Below are 25,473 nucleotides of genomic sequence, written 5' to 3'. Positions count from 1 at the left end.
TGTTTGGCTGACAGAAAAATAGAGAAAATATAATAGAGAGAATCAGAATGATGATGAGCCTGCGTAAGCAAAAGAATTTGATTGCACAAGCGATTCGTGCCACCAATCCGCTTAATCGAACAACCCCTTGGTACAGTGCTGCAATAACATGCCTAGCAATGTCTATTACTCCTTCTGGAGTGCTTGCCCAAGATGGGCAGGATACTGAAAGAAGTAGCCGCTCCAAACAGCCTATTGAGGAAGTGACGGTAACGGCCCAAAAGATTGAAGAGAGTATCCAGGATGTCCCTATTGCAGTTTCTGCACTCTCGGGGGACAACATGGATGCCTTGAAGATCGAACGTGGTGAGGAGCTACTGCGGGCAGTGCCGAATGTAAATTTCTCCAAATCTAATTTTAGTACCTATAACTTTTCCATTCGGGGAGTGGGTACCAAAGCGGTCTCTGCGGCTACGGATCCAGCAGTGGCAGTGAGTTTTAACAATGCGCCATTGATTCGGAATCGGCTATTCGAGCAAGAATTTTTTGATGTCCAGAGGGTAGAAGTGCTACGGGGCCCTCAGGGCACACTCTATGGCCGCAACGCTACCGCCGGTGTGGTTAACATGCTGCCGGTAATGCCGGGTGATGCATTGGATTCTGAAATTAAGGTGGAAATAGGCAATTATAACTCCAAACGCACTAGTGGTATGTTTAATCTGCCCATGGGCGATACTTTAGCCCTTCGTCTTTCCGGTGCTATGACCAAGCGAGATGGTTTTGATACCAATACTTATACCGGAAATGATGTGAATGATCGCGACCTCTATTCCACTCGTGCAATCTTTGAGTGGAAGCCTGCCGATAATTTTAGCGCCAACTTAATCTGGCAGCACTTTGAAGAAGACGATAAGCGCTCACGTACTGGGAAGCAGCTCTGTACTACAGATCCAGGCATTTCAAAGATAGGGGATACTGAAGTACCTGAGAATTATAGGGGTTTCTTTAGTCAAGGTTGTTTACCTGGCTCAATCTATAGTGATGAAGCGTATGGTACGACAAATGCTAAGGGACTTGCATTTGTTGTTGCTCCGCAAGCACTTCTTTTTGGTTATTACCCGGTAATGAAGGAGTTTCTTCCCAATCCTTATGCCAATGCCGAGCAATCCAGAGATTTGCGTGAGATCGCTACTAGTTTTGATCCTGTGTTTCGTGCTGAAAATGACCTGGTGCAATTAAATTTTTCATGGGAATTGAGTGATACTCTGACGTTTTTTTCTCAGTCAACCTACGCCAAGGATGACTATTACTCTTCCCAAGACTACAACCGGTATGTTTCCGATGCGATTTTTAGTGACTCTACTGAATTTGGAATGGACCCAGGCCCTACGCCGGATGGAGTTTATACCGATCCACAGCTAGGTCCTTCAGAGGGGATATTAGCAGTGGATATCAGCCGATCTGATAACAAGCAGTGGAGTCAGGAATTCAGACTTCAAACATCTTTTGATGGGCCTTGGAATTTTTCAGTAGGTGCAAACTACCTGGATTTTAAAACTCAGGATGATTACTTTGTATTTAACAATATGTTCACCCTGATTGCTGAGCATGTATACAATGGAGTCTATGATCCTGAGTCTGGATTGGGCTCAGTGAATTGTACGGATCCTCAGAGTAAAGAGGGTTTTCAAGATTGCATGTATGTGGATTATAACTCGTTAGCAAACATAGATGAGGAAGGTCACAACTATTTCCTTAGTCGCAACTTGGTTGAGACGCGCTCTTGGGCCCTATTCGGAGAGGCCTACTGGCAAATTACTGATGATGTGAAGTTAACTACTGGTTTGCGTTATACCGATGATCGCAAGCGCTCCACGCCGGTACCCAGTCAATTATTATTGGGGACTGAAACTAATAATGATACGGGTGAGGTTGTTCCTGGCTCGGCCTCTGGGGGACTGGTTTATAAAGGATACCCTGAGGATGACGAGGTTACTCAAAGCTGGAAGGAGTATACGGGGCGCGCCGTGCTAGACTGGCGTACAGATACGCCTTTTACCGATGAAACTATGTTTTACCTCTCCTTTGCTCACGGTTATAAAGGGGGCGGTACCAACCCTCCTCGTGCAGATATTGATCCCAATGTTGTGCAATATCAACCTTTAGATGAAACCTTTGAACCTGAATTTGTTAATGCAATTGAAATTGGGACAAAGAATGTTTTGCTTGATGGGAGTTTAACGCTTAATGCTAACGCTTTTTACTATGACTATAGCGATTATCAAGTTTCCCAAATCGTTGACCGTATTTCATTAAATGAAAACTTTGATGCGGAGAGTATGGGGCTTGAGCTGGAATTAGCATGGCAGCTTACAGACAGCACTCGGCTGGATATGAATATGGGTTATCTGAAGACCCGTATCGCGGATGGTGAAGAGTCTATCGATGTAATGAATCGTACTCAGGGGCATGAAGACTGGCTCGTAGTGAGGCCAAGCCTTCAAGTACCTTCTAATTGTATTGCTCCAAAGGACGTGGTTGAGGCAACCTTTGCAATAGATTATCCATTAATGCTCTGGGCTTTGTGTGATACTACGGGTAGATGGGGATCATTTACACCGGAAATTGAATCCGACCAATATTTTGATTGGTTACTATCAGAACCCTATAACCCAATTACTGATGCACCAAATGGAGCACGAGGTTTTGCGGCTGACTTGAGTGGTAATGAGCTTCCTAATGCCCCACGCTTTACCCTAAATTTAGGGATGGAGCACACTATACCTATCGAAGACTGGGATCTTACCCTGCGCGCCGATTACTATCGGCAATCAGAGAGTTATGCACGTGTATATAATACCGATTATGATCGCCTAAAAGCATGGAGCAATTTGAATGCCTCTGTCAGCCTGAGTAATCCTAATTCGGAGCTGTATATGCAGCTCTATGTGAAGAACATCTTCGATGATGCACCAATCACTGACTTATTTACCAATAGTGATGACTCAGGTCTCACTACAAATGTCTTTACTTTAGAGCCGCGTATAGTTGGCTTTAGTATCAGTAAAGGCTTCTAATGTTTTTTTTGGAGGTGCCGCGATGAGCTGACAGATGAAATTTTTGTTGGTTTGTTGTGGCGCTCCAAATAACTCGGCATTGCCAGTCAAAAACTACTGTCAGTAATTTTAGTGATATATATTAAAGATTTTAGAGGCTCTTTCGAATATCTTGATCTTATAATGTGTGCACTAATTTTGATGTGTGCGCTAAATGGGGCGAGCAATAACGCTTAAGTTTTTATTAGGTCTCATTAAAGAAATACCGCTAGTAAAAACTAGCGGTATTTCTATGTTTTTTTTACTTCGTTCTTGCTAGGGGACGGTAAATGATGATTGCGGATTGGTTGAGATTACGCCGTTAATAAAGCAATCACTGCCGCTCCCTGAGCTTGGGATTTGTGCGTTATTAAAGGTTATTCTTCCATTTCCCTGATTAAATGTACCCACAAGGTCTCCCACGCAATTTCCTGTTACAGCGGCAACAGATACATTCTTTAAGGTGACATTATTGTTGGAGTGTCCAACCAATTCATAGGGTAAGTTGTTAAAAGTAACCCTGTTGCACATATTCAAAAAGCCTCCCGATAACGCTAAGCTGCCTACTGAAGCATCTGTACCGGTTGAGTTGACACTGCCGGAGAGGGAGCAGGTGAGTTGAATACCTTTCTTAACTGTTAAGTTTCCAACATTCGCCAGGGCGATAGCGCCAGAAGGCGACCAAGTTGCGGCACTAGCCAAGCCAGTCAGTCCTGCGGTAGCGATACAAAGCGTGGCTGCAGTAAGGGTCTTTTTCATAATAATAATTTCCTCAAACCTAAGTTATATGTTTTTAACGTCGCATCATCGATGGAAAGGAAGTCCTTTCATAATTGAAGACGACACGGTAGGTAGAGCGGGGGGAGTCTTGCAGAGAAAATCGACGTGAAATTATTGTTTGTGTTAGTTATTGGTTTTTTGTTGTGTAAGATATGTGAATACGAAATTTAGCTTGTTTTCTTACTTCTAAAGACTATTAGCGCGTAGTTTTTTGGTGTGCTTTAGCCGGTTTTTAATGTTTTTTTTATTTGGGTGTTAGGTTGATTTTTTATTTGCTTGTATGAAAAATGGGTCGCTATTTTGTTGTTCTAATGATAAGTGGAAGGCGCAATATATTTTTATTTGAGGGGTTTGTAATAAGTATAGAAAGAGCTAGCTGTTTGCAGTTAACTCTGTTTCATATGTGCTCAAATGGATCCACTGTCTTTCTTATTGGTTGTTTAAGTAGTGCTGGGGTGGTTGAGCGCTTGTCGGGGTGATAATTTGTGCTGATGTTCTAGATTGATGGTTTGTTCGGAACTCTTCCTATTAAGTAAGGTGAATTGACCCAAATAAGCGGTCAAAATCTTTTGATTGGCTTTCGATTTTATGTAAAATTCACGGGCGTTTTTAATCCACTTTCAGTAATTGGTTGTAGTAGATAATAATTTTATATCTTATGTGATAAGAGTTTTATATTTAAGGGATTTGTATGTTGAAGAGGGGTTTTGTATTTGTATCGGTTTTAATTGCCTTGCTAAGCTATACAGTTTGTTTTGCTGCTGGAGAGAGCTCTAACATTAAAGCAGAGGCTTTATTCGATGCAGCACTTGACAAGGCTATCTCCGAATATGAGATACCAGCTATTTCTTGGGTCTTTGTATCTCCAGATGAAGTAATTTACCAGGGTGTTAAGGGTACTAAAGTAATTGGTGGAGAAACTCCAGTTTCCATTAATAATCCAATGCATATTGGCTCTAACACCAAGGCTTTTACCGCTTATCTGGCAGCTATTCTTGTCATAAAGGGAAAAATTGATTGGGATACTCATATTTCAGAAATCTTTCCTGAAATACCGAAAGAGAAAGCGAACAACTATGGCCAGGCAACACTTTCTAACCTTCTTTCACATCGGGCCTGGATCAAACCAATGGCTGAGGAGGAAGAGTTCTCTGAAATTCCAGAAAAATTTATGGATACTGAACTTTCCCCCAAAAAGGCAATGGAGCTTCGGAAAGATTTTGTCTACAAAATGTTGGAGCTTCCTCCCTCACCAGCGGAAGATGGCAAAGAATTCAGGTATTCAAATGCTGGATATGTGCTTGCTGCCTCTATGCTAGAAAAGGTTAGCGGTAAGCCCTGGGAGGAGTTGATAACAGAATTTGTTTTCAAGCCTCTGGAAATTGATGCGATTTTCGGCTGGCCCGGTAAACATGATAGTAAAGGTGTGTATGGGCATATCCCTGGTAAAGGCGGTCAACTTATTCCTGACGATCCTAATGGAGAGAATACCATACCCACTATTTTCGGTCCGGCTGGTGATCTTAGTTTGTCTGTACTGGATTATGGAAAATGGCTTATGGAGAACTTGAAGTGCTTGCAGGGGGAATCTAAAGTTTTGACTCAAGAGTATTGTCAATTGTTGCATTTTGGTGCGGCTAAAGATAACCGCTTTCCTATGGGGTGGGGTAGTAAGTTCAAAGAAGGGTTGGGACGAGTCAGTACCCATTCAGGTTCCGGTGGTACTTTCCTAAGCTATGCCATTATCTTTGCTGATAAAGGGCGTGCAATTGGTGTTACTTTTAATAGTGCAAATACTGATGCAATATTAGCCTTCAAGGATATATACCCCGCTTTTAAGGAGGCGGTGGTTCCAGGCGAGAAATAGTAACAATTTTCAGCTGATCTTATCAGAGCCTGTTTCTAGGAATACCGTGAAATTGAGTAGATTTCCTAAACAGGCTCTTCATAACCAACAGAAATTTTCATCTATTTGTAAATTTATTTCTGACGGCTGTTCTAAAAGGTAGCCGAGCGATGCTGTTTCAAAGTAATTCCGTGATTGATCGATACTTATTAATTCCCTTGAAAGGGGTTAATAAGTGATGTTTGTTAAACCTAGAGGCTTGGTAAAGGGTATCACTGTTTCCAACAAGTTTAATAAGTTAAATCTCTTCATTGAGGTCTATTAGGCCTTCTTATAATCCCTGCCTATTGGCAGTTCTCTGGTAATTTGTATCAGTCTTACCTCTTAATGTTGTTGATTTAGCTCTTTTACTCGTAAATCTTCACCGTTGGCTTTTGGTGGCATTATATTTGGTGGGTTGGTCAGTTTTACCGCCTGAAGCTAGTGATCGGCTAAACCCTATTGGTAGTTGATGTACCTTTGGAGGGATAAGGCTACTTTGATGAATTTTTACCCTCCCGACCATTGATTCATGTTGCTATACTCCGCGCCCTTGAAAGCCCCCCTATCTTATGACGGAGAATTTGATGTCTGATTCACAGTGCGATATTGGCTTTATCGGCGCCGGTGTGATGGGTAAGAACCTGATCCTGAACTTGGCCGATAATGGCTACCGGGTCTGTGCCTTCGACCTGGATCACAACCGGCTCAATGCACTGCTGGAGCAGGATAAAAAAGAACGTGGTGATCAGCCTGCACGTGTAGAAATCTGTAATTCATACACCGAGTTGTTGGCTAAGGTCAAAGCACCGCACCTGATCATTCTCTCTGTGCCTGCAGGGGCGCCAGTAGATGATGTCTGTAGCAAACTGTTGGATGCTGGCCTCAAGGCCGATGACATTGTTGTGGATACAGGCAACAGCCTTTGGACTGATTCGGTAGAGCGTGCCAAGCGCTATGAAGGTAAGCTGATTTTCTTCACTACGGCGGTATCCGGTGGTGAAGTGGGTGCGCGTTTTGGACCGTCTCTGATGCCCAGTGGCGATCCCTACGCCTGGAGTCGTATCGAACCCGTTTGGCACGCAATTTCGGCCAAAGTAGACAAGGCCAGCGGTCAGCCCATCGAGCGCTTTGAGCCAGGTAACCCGGTGAAAGGTGGGGAGCCCTGTGCGGCTTATATCGGCCCTATTGGCTCTGGGCACTATGTGAAAATGGTGCATAACGGCATTGAGTACGCGGATATGCAAATGATCTGCGAAGCTTACCACGTGATGCGCAGTGCCCTGGCGATGTCACCGGCGGAGATTGCCGAAGTGTTCCGTGAGTGGAATCGCGGCCCATTGAACAGCTATTTAATTAATATCAGTGCGGAAGTACTGTCTACCCTGGATTCCGTTACCGAACAGCCGTTGGTGGATGTGATTCTGGATCGTGCGGGCCAGAAGGGGACCGGTCTTTGGACTGCTATTAGTAGTCTGGAAGTGGGATGTCCGGCGCCGAGCATTGCCGAAGCGGTTTACGCTCGCTCCCTGTCTACCCGCAAAACTCTGCGCACTCGTGCCGCAATGAAACTCAAGGGTCCGGAGCTCACCCCGGTGGCGGCAGAGCAACGCGAGGAGGTTATTCAGCAGCTACACGATGCTCTCTACTGTGCCAAGATCTGCGTATACGCTCAGGGCTTTGACCTGATGAAACTGGCTGCGCGGGAGCAGGGCTGGCAGCTGAACTTCTCGGAAATCGCACGAATCTGGCGCGCCGGCTGTATTATCCGCGCGGTATTCCTGCAGTCCATTAGTGATGCCTACAACCGAGACCCCAAACTCTCTAACTTGTTATTAGATGACTTCTTTACCCGGCAGATTGCCGACCACCAGGCTAACTGGCGTCAGGCGGTTGCCAGTGCAACGCTGAACGGTATTCCGGTGCCTGCGCTGTCTTCGGCCCTAAGTTATTACGACGCCTTCCGCTCGGAATCCCTGCCTGCCAACTTGTTGCAAGGGCAGCGGGACTTCTTCGGCGCGCATACTTTTTCACGTGTAGATCAGCCCGAGCAGCGCAAGTACCACGTACAGTGGAATGAGCCGGGCCGCCCGGTTGTAGAGATTTAGTAAAGATAAAAAAATCAGCTACTGGCACTATGGGCCTGAGTGGGGCTTTTGCCCCACTCGGACTCGGTGAATTGGTAGCTGGTTACCACTTCAAAGCACTAAGTGTACTCCTAAGCGCAATATTTTTGCTGTGAGGCGAGGATATTAAAAGACTACTTCCTCTACTTCTCGCGATAGGTCTTCAGCTTCAGAGCGGGAGGCTTTGGCGACAATCTCCTCTACACTGGTAGATTCGGTATTCATGCCACCGAAGGCATTGAGCAGATCCCGAATCAAGGCTGAGATTTCCAGTGTCATTACCGCGAAATCTGCATCGAAGCGCTGTGCTGCACTTTCGGCATCGGCGCCATCTGCTTTTTCCAGCAATTCATCGCTAAACTTTACCCGCTTTAGAGAGAGTTGATCGTCTACCAGGAAGTCGACCCCACCGCGCCAAACCAGTCCCAACTTGTGCACCTGCAGTCCGGCAACCAAGTGGTTATGAATTTCCTCGGCACATAGGTCTTGGTTTTTGCAGCGGATCACGCTACCGCTGTCCTTTGGATCGCGCAGTTCACATTCGTGGCCGAAATCAAACTGAGCGGGGGCCTCGGGGGCGGTAAGCCAGTGGGTCATCGTCTGCTGCGGTAAGTTTTTGGCTGATAGTGGCACTACCGCGAGGCTGCTAATGGCTTCGCGTAGATTTTCCAATAACTCTTCAGCGGCGGAGGCAGAGGAAGCATCAACCACTACCCAGCCCTCCTGCGGGGCGATATAGGCGAAGTGCAAGCGGGACCGTGCAAAAGCCTTGGGGCGCATTTCCAGCAGTACCTCATCTTTGAGGTTTTGACGTTCCTTGCGGCCCACCTGTCGGGCCTCTTTTTCTGAAATGGCCTGTGCCAGTTCTTCTACTTTCTCATTGATAACGGCTGCTGGTAGAACTTTTTCTTGCTTCTTGGCGCAGACCATCAGGTAGCCATTGGTGGCATGTACCAATTGATTGCCGTGTCTGCCCAGGGGAGAGACCCAGCCGTAGCGGACACTATCCTGGCTGCCGCAGGGCACGAATGCCTGGGCTTCCAGAAGCTCGTTTAATTTTTCGGCATCCAGGGAGAATTCTTTGGTTAAGCGGTAAATACGAAGGTTCTTAAACCACATACATCAGGCCATTGGTGTTCAGTTGTGAGTGCGGCCGTTAATTATGCGGAAACTGGGGCGTGGCAGCTAGTGAGCTGTTTCCAAAAGACGAATTGCCTGTTTTTTGTACGTCTTTTGGATGGAGTTGGGGGGTGAAGGGGCTAGGGGGAGTATGGGCGCTCCCCCAGTGGCTGAGGGTTATTTTTCCTTTAAAAGACTGGCCATAACCGGGCCCGCTTCTCTGTGAAAGTCCATGGGGTTGAGTTCCAGTAGCTGGAGCGCGGTTGCGGCCACTTGGTTTTGGTAAAGGGCAGGGCCGCCGGATAGTTCCCCAAATCTTTTAAAATCCGGGCCCAGGGTTGCCAGCCAGATTTCATTGGACCCGGGTATGCCATCTTTATGTGGATGATCCGCCTTACCGAAATACTGGGTTAGGGCTGGGCCACTGGCGTGGTGCGGCCATGCCTCAGCCGCATTGCCGCGTCCATGATCTACTGTGATCATCAAATTGGTATTGTCCCGATAACCTTCAATGGATTGCAGCGTCTCCCACAGGTCGGCCAGGATGGCATCGCTGCGGTGGGCTGAATCCAGGTATTGGTGATACTGCTCATCGTGGGCAAAATCATCGGTTTCTCCCAGGGCGATATACAGTACTCTGGGTTTATTCTGAATTAAGTATTCCTTGGCCAGTCCCCAGGTAAAGGCGTCAGGTCTTACATCGGGCCAGAATACTGGTAATTGTTCCTGAAGCTCATTAAGAAAACGAGCGCGTTGTGAAAGGCGCGGCCAGTCTGCTGTTTCTAGTCCCGCATTGATAAAAACACCGCTGCGTTCTCGGTTGATAATGGCTGAGAAAGCTCCCCAGCTACCAAAAACGGCCACGTGATCTTTAAAATGAGATTTTCTATTGAGCCACTCAAGAAAGGTAATATTTGAATTGGGTACTGGTTCATTGGAATTTATTGTTGGATCCGCACGACCGGTTAAAATTTCATTATATCCAGGGTAGGAAAACCACCAGCCGTTGGTGATGTTAGCCAGGGAATTTTTGTGGCGATTTCCAGCGAGTGTTCCTTTTTTTTCTACAGTGCTCCACAAAAAAGGCAATAACTGTTTGCGTTTTTCTTCCACAGATTTGCCGCCAAAGCGCTCAATCAACTGCTGTTTATTTTCGGTATATTTTTCGTGATTGATAAGCTCAGGGTCGTATCCATTGAATACCTCTTGCCAGCGAAGGCCATCAATGGTTACAAGGACCAGGTTGTCTGCGGCATAAGAGGCAGTCGAAATTGCCATTGCCAATAGCGTGATAAGAAATGCTTTCATTAAGGAGTCCTCTGCGGGCATAGTCCTAATATATTATTCTTTGTTTGGTAATGTGCCATTGAACCGCTGGGCGTTTATAGATATTAACCCGGCTGATAAAGAAGTGAGTGGATTAACTTGGCGATTATTGAAGGTTTGCGCGGATAGACTCCAGGCAGCCAACGAAGAGATGCCTGGAGTCTGGTGCAGATTTAGAAATCTAGGGTGGCAGATAGGGAGACAGTACGCGGTGCGCCTATCCAGGCTCCCCCGGACACCACTGTGCCCAGGTAATCCTCATCAAATAGGTTGTTGACTACAAGATTGAGGTTCAACCCACTGAGGGCCGGGTTGAGATCTACTAGATCCAGGCCGAGATAGGCATCGGTCACCATATAGGCGTCGGCTACCCAGGTGTTGTCCAGGTCAACATGGCGATCACCGGTATATTTACTGGAAATACCGCCGTAAAAGATTTCTGAGTTCCAATCCAGGCCGATTACGAGCAGGTGATCAGCAATACCTACAACATCATTACCAGGGGTGAGGCCCAATGTTTCGTCCACGGCGGCATCATCTGTACCGATATAGGTGGCGTCGATCTGGGTATAGGAGGTATAAAGGTTTAGCGAATCACTGATGTCGTAATCCAGTGATAACTCCAAGCCACTGGATTCGATTCCCCCGGCGTTAAAGTAAGTACCATTGGTGCCGATTAGGTAGTTTTGGCCGCTGGCACTGTTGTTATCCAGGAAAATGATACGATTCTCAAACTCATTCTCGAAATAGGTGCTGGTTAAGGTCAGATTATCACCGGCATAGCGCAGGCCGATTTCGATAGTTTCGGAAGTTTCTGGTTCAATGTTATCCAAATCGGATTCTGGTCGTTCCAGGATACTATCGCCAATAGCCTTAAAGTTTTCGGCATAACCGGCAAATAACTCGATACCCTCTAAAGGGGTTTCCCAGGTGAGGCCGGTGGATATCAGGATATCGGAGTCGGAATTGATAGTTGCATTAGGGGATTCATTAAATAAATCCTTGCGCTCTACATCCACAAAGAACTGCTTGGCCCCCAGGGTCAAGGTGACAGTATCAATGGTGAGAGCATCTTGCAGGTACCACTTTTGGGTTTCCTGAGGGTAGCTGCGATCGTACTGAATCCAATAGGGGGAGGCATTGAAGCCGGCACCTCGGCTGGCATCGCTGATCTTATGCCAGTCACGGTATTCATCACGGGTGGCATCTTCATACCAGATTCCGCCGCGCAGGCTATTTTCATAACCGGCAATAAGGCTGTTGTGGGTAAAGTCCAGCGTCAGGCCTGCGCGTTCTTTTTCATAATGCGTATGACGATAAGACATTACGGGGATGGCGTCAGCGGAATAGCAGCGCGGATCGTACTCCTTCCCAGAGGGGCCATAAATATTATTCACTGAGAAGGAACAATTTTCCTTAGGCGTGAGAGCATTGCCTCTGGCATCTACAAAATAAATCTTTTCTAGTTGAGTACCTCCAGTTGCTGTGGTCCCCCCTAGGAACTCGGATTGGCCGTTATTGCCATCATCAGTGATATTGACCAGATAAGGGGGTACCCAGTCTCCGCGTCCTTCATTGCGGTGATAGTAGATTCCGCCTTCTATATTGAGTTGGTCAAATAGGTCAAAATCTAATTGGGTGTAGGCCAGCAGGTTCTCGCGGATGGTGGACCAGCCGCGGCGATAAAGTTGGTCGTTATACGGAATTCCGGTCCATTCGCCACTGAGGAAATCATTTTCCGGGTGCTCTTCAAATTGTGCATTTGAGTAAACCCGCTGGTAATTGTCCTCGTGAATATCATCGTAGGAAATATAGGCTTTGATAGAGCCTCTCTCCAATCCGGTTACCAGTTTAGCGGCGATATGGTCACGTTCATTCTCGGCCGTTTCAGTGATCCAGTCGGTGGCTTCCTGAGTGGAATAGGAAATCCAGGCTTTAGTATTGCCGGCAAAGGTGCCGGTATCGAAACGGTAGTAGAGGCGTCTCGCATCGAATTCCCCGGCGGCAAGTTCCATACGGCTGCGGCGATGATCGACTGGGTCGTCAGTGCGGTAATCAATGGTGCCACCTAGGGCTTCATGGGAGCGAGAGGCAATGTCTCCGGTACCTTGGGATACTTCCACCGAGCCGATATTGGCGGGATCCACGAAGCGATTTGCCTTGGAGCCCCCGCCATAATTGGACCCGCCATTGGGAATGCCATCTATTGTAGTACCGATTTGCTGCTCATCCAGACTGTTGCTAAATCCCCGCACGCTGATATTGGTAGACCAGTCATCAAAACCGTAAGTATCGCCTTCGTTGACAGAGACCCCGGGCAGATTGTCGATCAATGCATTCACACTGGTTATAGAGGACTGCTGTTTGCGCATAGCTTCGGAGACTTCACTGCTGTTAAAAGTAGCGCTTGCCCCCAAAACAACCACTTCCTCTATTTGGCCACTACTAGACTGCTGCGCTATTAAAGAGTTTGCGTTGGTCAGAGTGATAATAGCAATAGCCGAAGCGAGGCAGTTTCTTCTGGTATTCATCGGGTAACTCTTTATTTGTTATCAAATTATTTCCGTCGCGGGGTATTTATATGCCCGGCGCGTTTTGCGCGTACATTGACGGCTTCTGATGAAAAATTCCTTACAGACCTGTGAAACTCTTTTGACCAAATTGTGAAGAGATAGGGATAGCGTTGGAGTCAGGAGGTGCTAATGCAGGCGATTGAATAAAGTAAGAAAAAGGGGGAAGGACTTGACAAGTGTGTAAGAAAGCTCAGTTAAAAGGAAAGTGAGCCGTATTGGCCGCTTCCCACAGATGATTCACCTCAGCTATGGGAAGGATGGGGAAAGGGTGACTATGAGCCGTCAGGAGGCGATCTTCAGAGAAATCCCTGTGCAAGCTTCCAGTGCATTCCAAATTACTCGCACAACTGCATTCCAGACTTTCTCTATGGTTATGGCGAGGAGGCCGCGCAGGGTTTTGGCAAAATTCAAGGCCATATCCTCAATAGAGTCCAGAAAGTAATCTCTCAGGTCATCATCGATTTCCCCTTCGGCAATGGCTTTGGCAATCATTTTTGCCTGTAAAGCCAACGCCGATAACTGACGATCTGAAAAACCGCGAATTTCAGTGACGTCATGCTCAATAACAGTAGAGGCTGCATCTTTTATATCGGATATTAATTGGGTTACGTCCAGTGTCATGGCAAAGTCCTCAACGGTTTAGAAATGATTCGTAGGTTAGAGCCTGGTCCATAGAAATGACTATTTCATTTTTGAAAAGAGCTACAACTGTAGCGCGAAGCCCTTTGTCCTCATCTTCCTTACGCATACGATTTAGGCTCAAGGAAATTTTTTCCAGAGAATCGACACTGGGTGGCTGTTCGTTAAAGGCGATATCTGCTCCCGTGGAATTGAGATAATTGTTGATTTTCTTGAGTGTATCCTTATTCGGGATTGGCCGAGTGTTGGATTGCATTGCCAGGGCATCGATCTTGCCAATTAAGGCATGGTAATTTTGATTTCTCTCCGCATAAGAGTCTTTACTGGTGCCGTGGGAAACCGAGGAAAAGAACTGCAGGATTTCAGCGTTCACCTCGGTTAAGTCTGAATAGAGCTCCGCATCATATCTGGGAGCCAGCTGGGAACATCCACTGATGACTAGAGTTAGCACTAGGTAAAATAGAGCTGACGCTACCTGGGACGGGGTGGACAACATCTGCACTCTCCTTGCTGTTGGCGTGTTGTAAGTATTGTGGTTTCTGTTATGCGTTAGCGGCAGCTGTTTGGGTAGCTGCCATTCCTCAGAGTATTTTAAGATGGCTCCATGGCTGGTTCACTTTCAGTGGAGCCAACCTTACTGGATTCCTGCCGCTCAAAATATGACAACAGAAGCCTGACCGCTTCCTGGTTGTCGAAATAGCGAGAATGTACTTTTGCCGCAATTTTATCTGGGAAAGTACCATAGGAGCCGATAACCTTCTCATAACAATTATGCACCTCTGGTACGGCTGAGCCACTGGCAAACCAGTCTGAGTGGGATTTGATATCAATCCATTCGATCAAGTCATCGCGCTGGGATAGCTCCAGAACCTCATTTTGCAGCCAGGGAGCCTGCTTACCTAGAACTTCGATTAAAGAGCCCATAGTTAGAATACGCACAGGAGTACCGAAGGAAGGGAGATCTGCAAGCAGGTCCACGGTGACGACACTACCAAAGCTATGGCCAACAATGGTCACCGATTCATAGTCCCCCAGGGCAAGGCTACTCTGCAGTTGCTCGCGTACGCGCCGAATAATCTCAAAGCGTACTGCGGGTTTGCCGCGGGCTGCGGGTTCATTCGTTAAGTAACGCTTACAGAAATCTGAGATATCTACCAGCAGGGAAACAGGCATTAGGGCTACAACTGCTGTTGCCACTGCCCAGATCCGCCAACCGCCTATATATTCAACAGATTTTTTAAGTTCCTCTACTAAAGGGAAGAACGGACTATCCGCCGCGGGCTCTATGGCTTCTACGAATAAGATAATGGTACCTAGGTACCAAACAATGAAAGCTAGCGCAGACAGGGTGAGTCCAAAAGTTAGGTACTTACGCCGCAATACCCCTTTCCAAATATGCAGGTTTGCGAGCCAGAACCAAATGAGCGAAAAGCCCCTAGCGAGGCGTGTCTTCAGTGTCTGCTGAGTGATGCTAGGTACCAGGTCGTTCCAGTAGGCTTCAACGAGGTCCAGTTCTATCTCTTGGCCGGCTGCGGTGGTTCGCAGGCGCTGAACCCCAGGGGGAATAGAGGGAGCGGCTATATGGGCGAGGGGCATGCGTTCACTTGCAGCGATCAAACCCTCGGTAAATTCTGAAAGTTGTGCGGTGCTGGTGACCCTGGTAAGCCCAGGGACCAGCATAATCAGGTTTCTTTTCATAATACTTCCAAATGATTGTATTGAGCCTCGGGCTTCTTCTTTCTTGGAGTTGGCGCCCGGGGCTCAATGGCCTGTATAGGCCGTATATTTTTCCAATTGATATTCTGTTAAGAAACAACCTTCCTTCTATTCTATAACGCACTAGCGTTGGGCTGATCATGGCACAGCCAGTGCTGAAATTTTGATCTGCACTAAGCGATAATCAGATCAAGAGGCGTGAAAATTATGGGAATTGGTACTCATAGCGCGAGTCTTGTTCGATTTATATGTGATAGGGAAAGGGATGTAAACAGGAAGTTTTTTAATAATAGGGTTTGTACCCTGATGATGGAGTTAAACGCTGATATTGGGCGCAGAGATGTACTAATAGTGATTCCTACTACCTCAGATAAGTGATAGTAATGGCAAGTTTGAAAGTAAAAACGGGTTAATCAACAACCTCTGCTTTCAGATGTACGAGTACAAACTCATTACCATAAAGATCTTCAAAGTGCGCAAATTCAGCACTGGAATCAGAGAGTCTAGGTTTTGTAAACTTCACCCCATTCCCTCTCAGGCGTTGATATTCGTTTTCGAAGTCCTCTGTGTAAATAACCGCGCAGGGTTGGCCTGCGGTCTGTCTGCCCACCTGTTCCAATTGTGCATTGGAGGAGGCCTGTAGAAGCCATATTCCCATATCTTTTTGTTGGGGGAGGCGCAGGTGAACAAATCTTAGTGGGGGTGTCTCAGAGTCAACAAATACCTCGAAGCCAAGTTTATCCCGGTAAAATACAATAGCTTCTTCGTAGTCTTTAACAAGAATAACCAGTCTTCCTATAGCCTTCATTAAGCGCCTCCTTCTCGATTAGCTGCTGATCACAGTGAGCCATATTGATCAACGTTATGGCATTGAATATTACAACAGTCTGAACGGGGTAAAGCCACAAAGAAGAATGACCTGCCAAGCTGCTTGTAATTACACAGATATCTAAAGATTTGTTATGAGTGAAATAATACGCTGATATTTATCTTATTTTAAGGGGCGAGCCTTGCTGAAGAGTTAGGCCGCCAAGGCGAATGGCTGCAATCTGATTGAAAATGAGTGTTTAAGCGCCTTTATTGGGGTGTTAGGTAGATTAGGGGGGGGTGGCTGAATCAGTTTCGCCCCCTTCTTCTTAGAGCCATTTATTATTACCTGCTAAAGCTAGAATTGGCCTTTGAAGATCCTTTGATTTGCCGCCAATCTCCAATAGGGACTGTGAATAGGCGCTGTGAATTGGTTCGTCAAAATATGGGGAATGTATTCAAGAGGAATTTTAGATATGGATATCAATAAAAAAGGTGTTGCCAAAAAATTTGTTCGCAACCTGTTGGGTGGTGCTTTGGCTCTAACTGTTGGTTTGAGTCTTGGAGATGCTAGTGCATGTACCAGAATTTTTTATGAGTCTGGTGATGGAGGTTATATTACTGGGCGAAGCATGGACTGGAATGATACCAAGGCGGCAATGGATTTTTGGCTGTTTCCTAAAGGGATGCAAAGAAACGGTGGTGTAGGGGAGGGATCAATAACTTGGACTTCAAAATATGGTTCGGTAGTGATTAGTATTTATGAGGCGGCAACTTCCGATGGGCTTAATGAGGCTGGGTTGGTTGGAAACCTTCTCTATTTGGCTGAAGCTGATTATGGAAACCCCAAAAAACGTGGTAAACCAACAATCTCGGTTGGTGCATGGCTCCAATATATTCTGGATAATTACGCAACCGTTGATGAAGTAGTTAAGGCCATGGAAGCCGACCCGTTTACAGTGGTTGGGGCTAATCTACCTGATGGTTCTCCAGCCTCGGCGCATATTGCAATTTCTGATCCCAGTGGAGATTCAGCCATATTTGAGTATATCAATGGGAAGTTACAAGTACACCATGGTAAACAGTACAAGGTGATGACGAACTCCCCGGTATATGATCAACAACTTGCGATTAATACCTACTGGAGTCAAATAGGCGGTGATAATTTTTTACCGGGAACCATAAGTGCTGCTGATCGATTTGTTCGTGCCAGTTTTGCTCTTAAGTCTTCTCCAAAGTTTAGGGATCGTCGCGATGCAATTGCTTCTGTATTTTCTCAGGTGCGCGCTATCAGTGTACCTTTGGGGATGAGTAGTCCAGGAAAACCTAATATTGCCTCGACACTTTGGCGTTCAGTCATAGATCAAAAGAAGATGCGTTATTACTTTGATTCTGTGATTAACCCCTCGGTAGTATGGTTAGACTTCAGTAATTTAGATTTCAAAAGTGGGGCGAAGGTTTTGTCCTTGAAGATGGATACTCCCAGCGATATTGGGGGGGAGATCTCCTCGCAATTAAAACCGGCAACACCGTTTAAATTTCTTGCACCAAAAAGTTAAGATTTCTTGACAGGAAGCTACTGTTAGAGGGCTTTAGAGTAGGCTTTAAAGTGCACTTTCGAGAGTGCGCTAGGTTGCGTTTTTATATATAGGGGTGGATATGAAAGATACAATGATCATGCGTAATATGCAGCGCCCTGAAGTCGATGTCTTGGTGAACTGGGCAGCTCAAGAGGGGTGGAACCCGGGAGTACATGACGCTGAAGCTTTTTGGCAGGCGGATTCAGAAGCATTTATCGCAGCACTGGTTCAGGAAAATATGATTGGTGGGGGCTCCGTAACCTCTTATGAGGGAAAATATGGTTTTATGGGTTTTTTCATCGTAAAGCCAGAATATCGCGGATTGGGCTTTGGTCGTAAGCTCTGGTACCACCGTCGTCAACGAATGCTTGAGCGATTATCTCCGGGAGCCTCCGTGGGTCTGGATGCCGCATTTCAAATGCAGGATTTCTATGGGGAAGGAGGTTTTGAATTCTCCCATTGCAACCTGCGCTTCAGTATGGATAAACCTCTAAGCAAATCTATAAAAGCAATAAATGGTGCGAGCGATTATGAGATTTGTCCTCTCGCTGATATTCCTTTTGATCAGCTACTTCAATATGACCTGACTTGCTTCCCTGCGCGGAGGGAGAAATTCCTGCGTACTTGGTTGAATCAGGAGGACGTTCAGGCTTTAGGTCTGATGCTATCGGGAGAACTCTGTGGTTATGGGGTTATTCGTCGCTGCGCAGATGGTTATAAGGTTGGGCCCTTATTTGCCAATAGCGGTGAATTGGCCGAAGCTCTATTGAGAGAGTTATCCAGTTCTGTGGAAGGTGGCCCAATATTTTTGGATGTGCCAGAAAATAATCCAGAAGCTATGGCTTTGGTGAAAAAATATAATATGAAAGAGGTTTTCGGTTGCGCACGTATGTATCTTGGCCCTAAGCCTGATATTGCCAATGAGCGGGTTTTTGGCGTGACCACCTTTGAGTTGGGTTGATGATCGAGCGCGATCTGCAAGGCTATGTTGGGCATCCCCCTGATCCCAGGTGGCCAAATGGAGCCAGGATAGCGGTTCAATTTGTGCTGAATATTGAAGAGGGCGCTGAATCTTGTGTATTAAATGGCGATGATCAATCTGAAGCCTATCTACATGAACTTTTCGGTAGGGAGTCACGCTTAGGGGAAAGAGACCTCAGTGTTGAAAGCATGTATGAGTATGGCAGTCGGGCAGGTGTATGGCGTATTCTCAATATTTTTAACTCTCATAATCTTCCGCTAACGGTATTTGCTTGTGGATTGGCTCTGGAATTAAACCCAATCCTAGCAAAAACCTTGGTAGCTGCAGGTCATGAGCTCGCTGGACATGGGTATCGCTGGTTAGATTATCGGCACATTGGCGAAGAGATTGAGCGTGAGCATATACAAAAAACGGGTAAAAGTATTGAAAGACTGACTGGAGAGAAAGAAATTGGCTGGTATATCGGCCGCACTAGTGTAAACAGTCGTAGACTCCTCGGGGAAATGCCGGACTTACTCTATAGTTCGGACTCCTACAGTGATGACTTACCTTATTGGAGCAATACGCCAAATCCTTGGTTAATTATTCCCTATACCCTTGTAAGTAATGATGTTCGATATCTTCTTCCAAACGGCTGCGCCTCTTCAAATGAGTTTTTCCATCTTTTAAAGGATAGTTTTGATCTTCTCTGGCAGGAGGGGGAGAGTCAGGCAAAAATGTTGACGGTTGGATTGCATAGTCGTATCAGTGGTCACCCGGCTCGAGCCATGGCTTTGATCCGTTTTCTGGATTATATCCTTAATCACGAAAAAGTATGGATTTGTCGAAGGGCAGACATTGCCAGACATTGGATTTCTCAATATCCGCCTTAGAACGGGTGAATGATGAATCTCATAATATTCCTGGTAGTGCAATATCTATTGGGGTTTTGGAGATGGGAGTTTCTTTTGGCAGGAGGCTGGCAGCTATCGAGGGATTATAGATCTGCCAGCTGACTAAAATTTTTTCTTACTGGCTAAGTTGTTCTCGCTAATACTGCCCGTTGGCGACTGAAATGTTGCCATTCTTGTGTTGATTGTAGATAGTGAACGGGAGCACGGCTGTATCCGTTGCGGTAGATAGTACGCTATCTAAGAGGTATACACCGAGAAGCAGGTCGACATTAATCGATTCACTATCTGAATGCATTTTACACATATTGTAAGAAAGCCCACTGTAGACTCTCGGGATGGATTCACAGTTGGACTTCTGCCTTTTCAAATTCGCAGAAATTTCACGATCTGTGCTGGAAAGGGTGGTGAAGGTGCCGCATCCCGTTAGTAGGAGAGAGCAAAGAGATAGGGTTAGAGTTCTCACAGATATTATTCCCTTAAAATACTCAAAAATGATAGCCAAACTGTAGTTTTAATTCTACAGCACCTTTGAGTGAGCTGTCTTTGCTTGTCTTAAGCGGGTTTTTCCCTGGTATATGCCGTGTAAGAGACTGGATTAATCATGCTCATTAAGCAATAAGTGTGGAATCCTGTGATACTTTTTATGACCTCCTTGTTTTTTAAACCCTGCTTGTTACTTGTTCTTGGTTTCGGACAATTAGTACAGTTGATAAGGTTGATTGAATCTTTTGGGTCGAGCTGGACTGGTAGGTATTGCCTGCTCTCAGAAATAGTTTCTGAAGGGCAGGCAATGAATAAGGAGAGTGCTACTAGAGATTAGTCAATAGACTAAGCATCTAATTATTGATGAGCCGGAATGGCCTGGACAACTTTAATAAAGTAATCCCAGAAGTTGGCCACACTCTGGATATGCACTCTCTCTTCTGGAGAATGGGCGCGGCGGATGGTTGGGCCGAAGGAGACCATATCCCAGTTGGGGTATGGTTTGGCCAAAAGTCCACATTCCAGGCCGGCGTGGATGACTTTTACTTCTGCAGTTTCACCAGTCATTTCCTTGTACACTTCCCTCATCATGGCAAGAAGTGGTGATGCTGGGTTCGGTGTCCAACCGGGGTAGGCGTTATCCAGCTTGGCTTGTGCGCCGGCCAGTTCGAAAGTGGCGGCGACATCAAGACCGTGTTGATCTCGGGCACTATCGGACAGGCTGCGGACCAGGCATTGGATGTGTATCTGGTGCTGGCCGTCTTTTTCCAGGGTGACCACACGGGCCAAGTTGTTAGATGTGTCGGCAATACCCTCCAGAGCGGTACTCATACGCTCTACACCATTGGGGCAGGCGCGAACAGCACGAATTAACTTCAGTTGACTCGCTTCGTCCATGACATTCGCCGGTGCTTCGGTTACTTCTAAGCAGATTTCCAAAGCTGCTTCGTTATCGAGTTCGCGAGCAATTTGAGCGCTCTCATTCTCAACAATTTCCTGAAGCTGTTTCTGCGCGTTGCCAGGTACGACTAGGGTGCTGAAGGACTCACGTGGAATGGCATTGCGCAGGCTGCCACCGTCGAGGTTGGCAATACGTAATTGGGGGGTGGCTCGAAGGGCGATATCAATAATGCGGTTGGCGATTTTATTGGCATTACCGCGGCCCTTGTCGATATCCAGGCCGGAGTGTCCACCGCGCAGACCCCGCACTGCCAGTTTGAAAGCCACAGCATCAGCCATCAACGGTTCGGCGCTGTAGGGCAGGGTGACATTAACATCGACACCACCGGCACAGCCGATGTAGAGCTCCCCTTCATCTTCCGTGTCGAGATTCAACAGCAAGTCTGCTTCAAAATAACCGGGCTTCAGGTTTTTGGCTCCGGTCATGCCCGCTTCTTCATCAATGGTCAGTAGTGCTTCCAGGGCTGGATGGGGTATCTCTGTGGATTCCATCAGGGCGAGAATAGCAGCCACACCGATACCATTGTCGGCGCCCAGGGTGGTACCTTCCGCGGTAACCCACTCGCCATCGACATAGGGTTTGATCGGGTCTGTCAGAAAGTCATGGTCCGTATCGGCATTTTTCTGCGGCACCATATCTACGTGGCTTTGCAGGGCCAGTGTCTTGCGGTTTTCCATGCCGGGTGTGGCCGGCTTCTTGAGGATGACATTACCGATCTCGTCGAGCTGAACCTCTAAACCACGATGCTTGGCAAAATCCACAATGTATTCGACAACGCGATCTTCATGTTTGGATGGGCGGGGAATTTCGCAGAGCTTGGCGAAGTGCTTCCATAGTGGTGTGGGGTTCAGCTCAGCAATATTGCTCATTGGTGGCCTCGAGTGATTGTTATGGGGTGGCTTTATGCAGTGCCCTAAAATTTGGGCGGTTTGGGCATAACAGTAAAGAGCCCAGCGGGTGCTGGGCTCTTTGGGTTTTTTTGAACTTATTTATCTGCAGCTGTGTCGCCTGGCGAACTCTCCTGTAAAAGCTCGAGAGAGATGCGACGCTTGTCGATATCTACAGAGGAAACTTTGACCTTGATAGCCTGTTCTAGCTGGAAGCTTTGCTCGTTGTAAGTGAGGGTCAGGTGCTTGCCGTCAAAATTCGGTAGGTTCTTTTTATCCCCGTTTAGGCGAATAAACCCATCGATACCAAATTCATCCAGGCGCACACCGAGTCCGGCACCATTGACCAGGGTGATCTTGCCAGTGAACTCTTGTCCAACTTTGTCCTGCATAAATTGGGTGTAAAGCCACTGCTCGAGAGCGCGATTGGCTTGGCGGCCGCGGATCAGGCTCTCCTGCAGGGATTCGATTTGCTCATCGCTCATCGCCACGGCAGTGTCATCCTGTAGGGCGGCACGCAATACCCGGTGGTTGTGCAGGTCATTGTACTTGCGGATAGGAGAGGTCACGGTAGCGTAGGATTCGAGACCCAGGCCCAGGTGTGCCCCAGCTTTATTGTCTAGCTGGCCGGGACGCAGCATACGCTTCAGTACCGCCAGCAGGTTTTGCATCTGAGCATCTTCATGGCTTTCAAGGTGCTTAACCAGGGCCAGGTAATGCGGCAGCTCGCTGAGGTCTTTCTCTGCATGCTCGGGCAGTAACTCCTTAAGCAAGCTGCGCACCTCACCCATGCGCTCCTCACGGAAGCCCAGGTGTACCGAGAAACAGCCCTGTTGCAGCTCTGCCAGTTTGCCGCCGATGCTGATATTGGTAGCGAGCATGGCTTCTTCCACCATGCGCTGAGCAACATTGCGCTCCTGCTTTTCGATGCGTGCGATCTTGCGTTTGTCGTCGAGGTGAATTTCGTAGTCAGGGCGGTCTCCCATCGCCAGGGAGTGACTTGCGCGATAAGCAGAGCGGGCTTCATAAACGGCAGCCAGGTTGCGCAGGCTCTGTTTCTGCTCTTCCGGTACAGCGGATTCGTCGCCCTCGATAAACTGGCTCACCTGGATGTAGCTCAGCTTGTGCTGGGAGCTGATAGCGGCATACTCGTAGCGGCTTTCGCCCAGGCTGCCATCGCTGTTGATATCGATATGAACCACCAGGGCTGGGCGCAGTTCTCCAGGTACCAGGGAGAACAGGTTTTCACACAGGTTGCGCGGCAGCATTGGCAGGGTTTCACCGGGCAGGTATTGGCTGTGAGCGCGTGCGAAGGCCTCTTTGTCCAGGGCGCTGCCGGCCTCAATCACACTGGAGGGGTCGGCGATGGCGATATGCAGGGTCCAGCCACCGTCGCGGGTGCTGACGGCGAGAGCGTCATCCATATCGCGGGTGCTTTCCGCATCGATAGTGGCAAAACCCAGCTCGGACAGATCCTGGCGCTCAGCGATCACTGAAGTGAGTTGTGCGCTGATTTCCTGTGCCTGGGCTTCTGCAGCCTGGCCAAACTGCTCGGGTAATTTGAATTGCGCGACCACATAGGCATGCTCGATACCAGGGATATCGGGTTTGCCAATGACTGTTTCCACTTTTGCCTGGGCGCGGCCATCTTTAAAAGGGTGTCGATTGATTTTGCAGGCGATAAACTCACCGGGCTGGGCCTTGCCACGGGCCTTGGGCGGCAGGAAGATCCAGCGAGACAGACCATTTTGGCTGGGCTGGATAAAATGCCCTTGGCCCCGCTGTACATATTGCCCCACCAGGTAATCCAGCTGGCTGTCGATCAGGGCATCCAGCTCAGCGTTGAGCTTGCCCTTCTTCTCTTCGGAGAGGCTGACACGAACACGATCACCGGGGAAAACCCGTTCCATCTCATTGGGAGGCAGAAAAGCCTCGCGTCCATCCTCCAGCTCCACAAAGCCAAATTTGCCGTTGCTGCCGCGAACCCGGCCCTCGGCAAACTCCTTACTGGAGCGAATATCTGTTTTCAGTTGTGAAAGTTGTTTCAGAGCGTCGGCATTCAGCATCGAGTTTATCTCTCGGGTCGATTTAGGCGCGGATTCTACCAGACCAGGGTGAAGCGGGTAACAGGGTGCTGGGATAGGAGAAAATATCCCAGTTTGATTCAGCGCAAAGGTACTAGGTTGAAGTAGCAGTCAAGATTGATGACTATACGGCCCCCTATATTTCCGTAAGGTTAATTGTCCTAAAAGATAATGATTTGTGTGAGAATTTAGCTATTACAGCGCTGTTCTGTGCAAAATATGCAAACTTTGTCTGCCGAAGCTAGATATAATCTTACCCCTAAATAAAAACAGATAAGGGCTGTGGTTGTTCCCCAGCTGTAGAACCGGCCTTCCGGAGAGGAACAGTTAATGAGTATTTTTTCCCATTCCGCCTACGATAAACACGAACAAGTGGCGTTTTACCAAGATGCTAAGAGTGGTCTCAAGGCAATTATCGCGGTACACAATACGAATTTAGGTCCCTCCCTGGGTGGCTGCCGCATGTGGCCATACGCCGATGACGGCGAGGCTTTGAATGATGTTCTGCGCCTGTCCCGTGGGATGACCTACAAGTCCGCTATGGCAGGTTTGAAGCTGGGCGGCGGTAAATCAGTCATTATCGGCGATCCTCGCAAGGAAAAGACTCCCGAGCTATTGCGCGCTATGGGCGAGTTCATCAACACCCTGGGCGGCCGCTATATCACCGCCGAGGACTCCGGTACCAGTGTTGCCGATATGAGCATTATCGGTGAGACCACCGAGTACGTATCCGGCCTGTTTGCGGGCTCTGAATACGGCGGTGACCCTTCTCCCTCCACGGCATACGGTGTGTTTGTCGGCCTCAAGGCTGCTGTCGAGCACCGCTGGGGCAAAACAGACCTCACAGGCTTGAAAGTTTCTATCCAGGGCGTTGGTAACGTGGGCTTCCGCCTGGGCAAACTACTGAAAGATGCCGGTGCTGAGCTGTTTGTAACCGATATATTCCAAGACAATATCGACCGTGCAGTAACCGAGTTGGGTGCAATTGCCGTTACCGCCGATGAAATTTTCGATCTGGATGTGGATCTGTTTGCCCCATGCGCGATGGGTGCCATCCTCAATGACGACACCATTTCCCGCCTGAAAGTGGGCGCTGTGGCTGGTGCAGCCAATAACCAGCTGGCTGAGGAGCGCCATGCAGCTGCTCTGCGCGAGAAAGGTATTTTGTATGCGCCGGATTACGTGATCAACGCCGGTGGCATTATCGACGTTTACTACCAGCAAATGGGTGACTACGACGCCGCAGAGGTGCGTGCCCATATCGAAGAGATCGGCAGCACCATGAAAGAAGTGTTTGAACGCGCGGATGAGACCGGTGAGACCACAGCGCATGTGGCCGACCGTATCGCTGAAGAACGCTTTGGACACCACTCCGTGACCGGTGATACGGAAAACAAGTCCGGCACTGTGGCAGCATAATCTAATTCGGCACGGGAGATGTGCCGATGACCTGATCCCTGGCGATTGGCATCATCGCTTCTCTCTGTGATGTATTTATTTGGGCACTTTAGTGCCCATTTTTTTGTCTGAAGATTGATGTAGTGACCTGGTACCTCAT

The 25,473-nt window shown here is 47.7% G+C and carries 17 protein-coding genes; 7 read left to right on the top strand and 10 right to left on the bottom strand.

Annotated features, from left to right (window positions below; genetic code table 11):
• The first annotated feature begins 47 nt into the window (after positions 1–47).
• A complete protein-coding gene (locus tag ACXAFI_RS12185; RefSeq protein ID WP_475109023.1) occupies positions 48–3,056 on the top strand; it encodes a TonB-dependent receptor in 3,009 nt (1,002 codons plus the stop codon).
• 294 nt (positions 3,057–3,350) lie between these two features.
• Here the strand turns inward: ACXAFI_RS12185 and ACXAFI_RS12180 are convergent, their stop codons facing one another.
• Positions 3,351–3,833, bottom strand: coding sequence for a hypothetical protein (locus tag ACXAFI_RS12180; protein WP_475109022.1), 483 nt, complete (start codon positions 3,831–3,833; stop codon positions 3,351–3,353).
• A 712-nt stretch (positions 3,834–4,545) separates the two neighbouring features.
• Between ACXAFI_RS12180 and ACXAFI_RS12175 the strand changes: the two genes are divergently transcribed.
• Both ACXAFI_RS12175 and gndA read left to right on the top strand, forming a co-directional pair.
• Positions 4,546–5,721, top strand: coding sequence for a serine hydrolase domain-containing protein (locus ACXAFI_RS12175; RefSeq protein ID WP_475109021.1), 1,176 nt, complete (start codon positions 4,546–4,548; stop codon positions 5,719–5,721).
• A 605-nt stretch (positions 5,722–6,326) separates the two neighbouring features.
• The gene (gndA, locus tag ACXAFI_RS12170) at positions 6,327–7,847 is read left to right on the top strand and encodes an NADP-dependent phosphogluconate dehydrogenase (protein WP_475109020.1); all 1,521 of its coding nucleotides are present in this window, start codon (positions 6,327–6,329) and stop codon (positions 7,845–7,847) included.
• A 144-nt stretch (positions 7,848–7,991) separates the two neighbouring features.
• Here the strand turns inward: gndA and rdgC are convergent, their stop codons facing one another.
• The 7 genes from rdgC to ACXAFI_RS12135 form a co-directional block, all read right to left on the bottom strand.
• Positions 7,992–8,984, bottom strand: coding sequence for a recombination-associated protein RdgC (gene rdgC / locus ACXAFI_RS12165; RefSeq protein WP_475109019.1), 993 nt, complete (start codon positions 8,982–8,984; stop codon positions 7,992–7,994).
• Between the two features lie 177 nt (positions 8,985–9,161).
• Positions 9,162–10,292, bottom strand: coding sequence for an alkaline phosphatase family protein (locus tag ACXAFI_RS12160; protein WP_475109018.1), 1,131 nt, complete (start codon positions 10,290–10,292; stop codon positions 9,162–9,164).
• Positions 10,293–10,483: 191 nt separating this feature from the next.
• The gene (locus ACXAFI_RS12155; protein ID WP_475109017.1) at positions 10,484–12,841 is read right to left on the bottom strand and encodes a TonB-dependent receptor domain-containing protein; all 2,358 of its coding nucleotides are present in this window, start codon (positions 12,839–12,841) and stop codon (positions 10,484–10,486) included.
• A gap of 324 nt (positions 12,842–13,165) precedes the next feature.
• On the bottom strand, positions 13,166–13,504 hold the full coding sequence (locus ACXAFI_RS12150) for a hypothetical protein (RefSeq protein ID WP_475109016.1): 339 nt from the start codon (positions 13,502–13,504) through the stop codon (positions 13,166–13,168).
• A gap of 10 nt (positions 13,505–13,514) precedes the next feature.
• Positions 13,515–14,018, bottom strand: a complete 504-nt coding sequence (locus tag ACXAFI_RS12145) for a hypothetical protein (RefSeq protein ID WP_475109015.1) — start codon at positions 14,016–14,018, stop codon at positions 13,515–13,517.
• Between the two features lie 95 nt (positions 14,019–14,113).
• Entirely contained in the window at positions 14,114–15,220 is a 1,107-nt protein-coding gene (locus ACXAFI_RS12140; RefSeq protein ID WP_475109014.1) for an alpha/beta hydrolase family protein, read from the bottom strand.
• Between the two features lie 427 nt (positions 15,221–15,647).
• Positions 15,648–16,046 (bottom strand): VOC family protein, encoded by a 399-nt coding sequence (locus tag ACXAFI_RS12135; protein WP_152452696.1) that lies wholly within the window; start codon positions 16,044–16,046, stop codon positions 15,648–15,650.
• 475 nt (positions 16,047–16,521) lie between these two features.
• Between ACXAFI_RS12135 and ACXAFI_RS12130 the strand changes: the two genes are divergently transcribed.
• The 3 genes from ACXAFI_RS12130 to ACXAFI_RS12120 all read left to right on the top strand — a co-directional run bounded on the left by ACXAFI_RS12130 (position 16,522) and on the right by ACXAFI_RS12120 (position 19,479).
• Positions 16,522–17,604, top strand: coding sequence for a linear amide C-N hydrolase (locus ACXAFI_RS12130; protein ID WP_475109013.1), 1,083 nt, complete (start codon positions 16,522–16,524; stop codon positions 17,602–17,604).
• Between the two features lie 100 nt (positions 17,605–17,704).
• Positions 17,705–18,586, top strand: a complete 882-nt coding sequence (locus ACXAFI_RS12125) for a GNAT family N-acetyltransferase (protein WP_475109012.1) — start codon at positions 17,705–17,707, stop codon at positions 18,584–18,586.
• Positions 18,586–19,479: a polysaccharide deacetylase family protein gene (locus ACXAFI_RS12120; protein WP_475109011.1), complete on the top strand. Its 894-nt coding sequence runs from the start codon at positions 18,586–18,588 to the stop codon at positions 19,477–19,479. The genes ACXAFI_RS12125 and ACXAFI_RS12120 overlap by 1 nt, the downstream gene beginning before the upstream one ends.
• An 861-nt stretch (positions 19,480–20,340) precedes the next feature.
• Here the strand turns inward: ACXAFI_RS12120 and ACXAFI_RS12115 are convergent.
• Positions 20,341–21,813 carry an aminoacyl-histidine dipeptidase gene (locus ACXAFI_RS12115; protein ID WP_475109010.1) on the bottom strand — a complete coding sequence of 491 codons (1,473 nt, stop codon included), beginning with the start codon at positions 21,811–21,813 and terminating at the stop codon, positions 20,341–20,343.
• A 116-nt stretch (positions 21,814–21,929) separates the two neighbouring features.
• Positions 21,930–23,897 carry a VacB/RNase II family 3'-5' exoribonuclease gene (locus ACXAFI_RS12110; protein ID WP_475109009.1) on the bottom strand — a complete coding sequence of 656 codons (1,968 nt, stop codon included), beginning with the start codon at positions 23,895–23,897 and terminating at the stop codon, positions 21,930–21,932.
• A gap of 348 nt (positions 23,898–24,245) precedes the next feature.
• On the opposite strand from ACXAFI_RS12110, the gene ACXAFI_RS12105 reads away from it, so the two are divergent.
• Positions 24,246–25,334, top strand: a complete 1,089-nt coding sequence (locus tag ACXAFI_RS12105; protein ID WP_475109008.1) for a Glu/Leu/Phe/Val dehydrogenase dimerization domain-containing protein — start codon at positions 24,246–24,248, stop codon at positions 25,332–25,334.
• Positions 25,335–25,473: the final 139 nt, after the last annotated feature.

The organism is Microbulbifer sp. ABH2_005 (assembly GCF_056160005.1).
Note: the sequence above shows the minus strand (reverse complement) of the source record. Positions and strands in the feature narration are given on the sequence as shown.

Coding starts and splice junctions, on each gene's coding strand:
- ACXAFI_RS12185 (WP_475109023.1), top strand. CDS start 48: ATGATGATGAGCCTGCGTAAGCAAAAGAATTTGATTGCACAAGCGATT.
- ACXAFI_RS12180 (WP_475109022.1), bottom strand. CDS start 3,833: ATGAAAAAGACCCTTACTGCAGCCACGCTTTGTATCGCTACCGCAGGA.
- ACXAFI_RS12175 (WP_475109021.1), top strand. CDS start 4,546: ATGTTGAAGAGGGGTTTTGTATTTGTATCGGTTTTAATTGCCTTGCTA.
- gndA (WP_475109020.1), top strand. CDS start 6,327: ATGTCTGATTCACAGTGCGATATTGGCTTTATCGGCGCCGGTGTGATG.
- rdgC (WP_475109019.1), bottom strand. CDS start 8,984: ATGTGGTTTAAGAACCTTCGTATTTACCGCTTAACCAAAGAATTCTCC.
- ACXAFI_RS12160 (WP_475109018.1), bottom strand. CDS start 10,292: ATGAAAGCATTTCTTATCACGCTATTGGCAATGGCAATTTCGACTGCC.
- ACXAFI_RS12155 (WP_475109017.1), bottom strand. CDS start 12,841: ATGAATACCAGAAGAAACTGCCTCGCTTCGGCTATTGCTATTATCACT.
- ACXAFI_RS12150 (WP_475109016.1), bottom strand. CDS start 13,504: ATGACACTGGACGTAACCCAATTAATATCCGATATAAAAGATGCAGCC.
- ACXAFI_RS12145 (WP_475109015.1), bottom strand. CDS start 14,018: ATGTTGTCCACCCCGTCCCAGGTAGCGTCAGCTCTATTTTACCTAGTG.
- ACXAFI_RS12140 (WP_475109014.1), bottom strand. CDS start 15,220: ATGAAAAGAAACCTGATTATGCTGGTCCCTGGGCTTACCAGGGTCACC.
- ACXAFI_RS12135 (WP_152452696.1), bottom strand. CDS start 16,046: ATGAAGGCTATAGGAAGACTGGTTATTCTTGTTAAAGACTACGAAGAA.
- ACXAFI_RS12130 (WP_475109013.1), top strand. CDS start 16,522: ATGGATATCAATAAAAAAGGTGTTGCCAAAAAATTTGTTCGCAACCTG.
- ACXAFI_RS12125 (WP_475109012.1), top strand. CDS start 17,705: ATGAAAGATACAATGATCATGCGTAATATGCAGCGCCCTGAAGTCGAT.
- ACXAFI_RS12120 (WP_475109011.1), top strand. CDS start 18,586: ATGATCGAGCGCGATCTGCAAGGCTATGTTGGGCATCCCCCTGATCCC.
- ACXAFI_RS12115 (WP_475109010.1), bottom strand. CDS start 21,813: ATGAGCAATATTGCTGAGCTGAACCCCACACCACTATGGAAGCACTTC.
- ACXAFI_RS12110 (WP_475109009.1), bottom strand. CDS start 23,897: ATGCTGAATGCCGACGCTCTGAAACAACTTTCACAACTGAAAACAGAT.
- ACXAFI_RS12105 (WP_475109008.1), top strand. CDS start 24,246: ATGAGTATTTTTTCCCATTCCGCCTACGATAAACACGAACAAGTGGCG.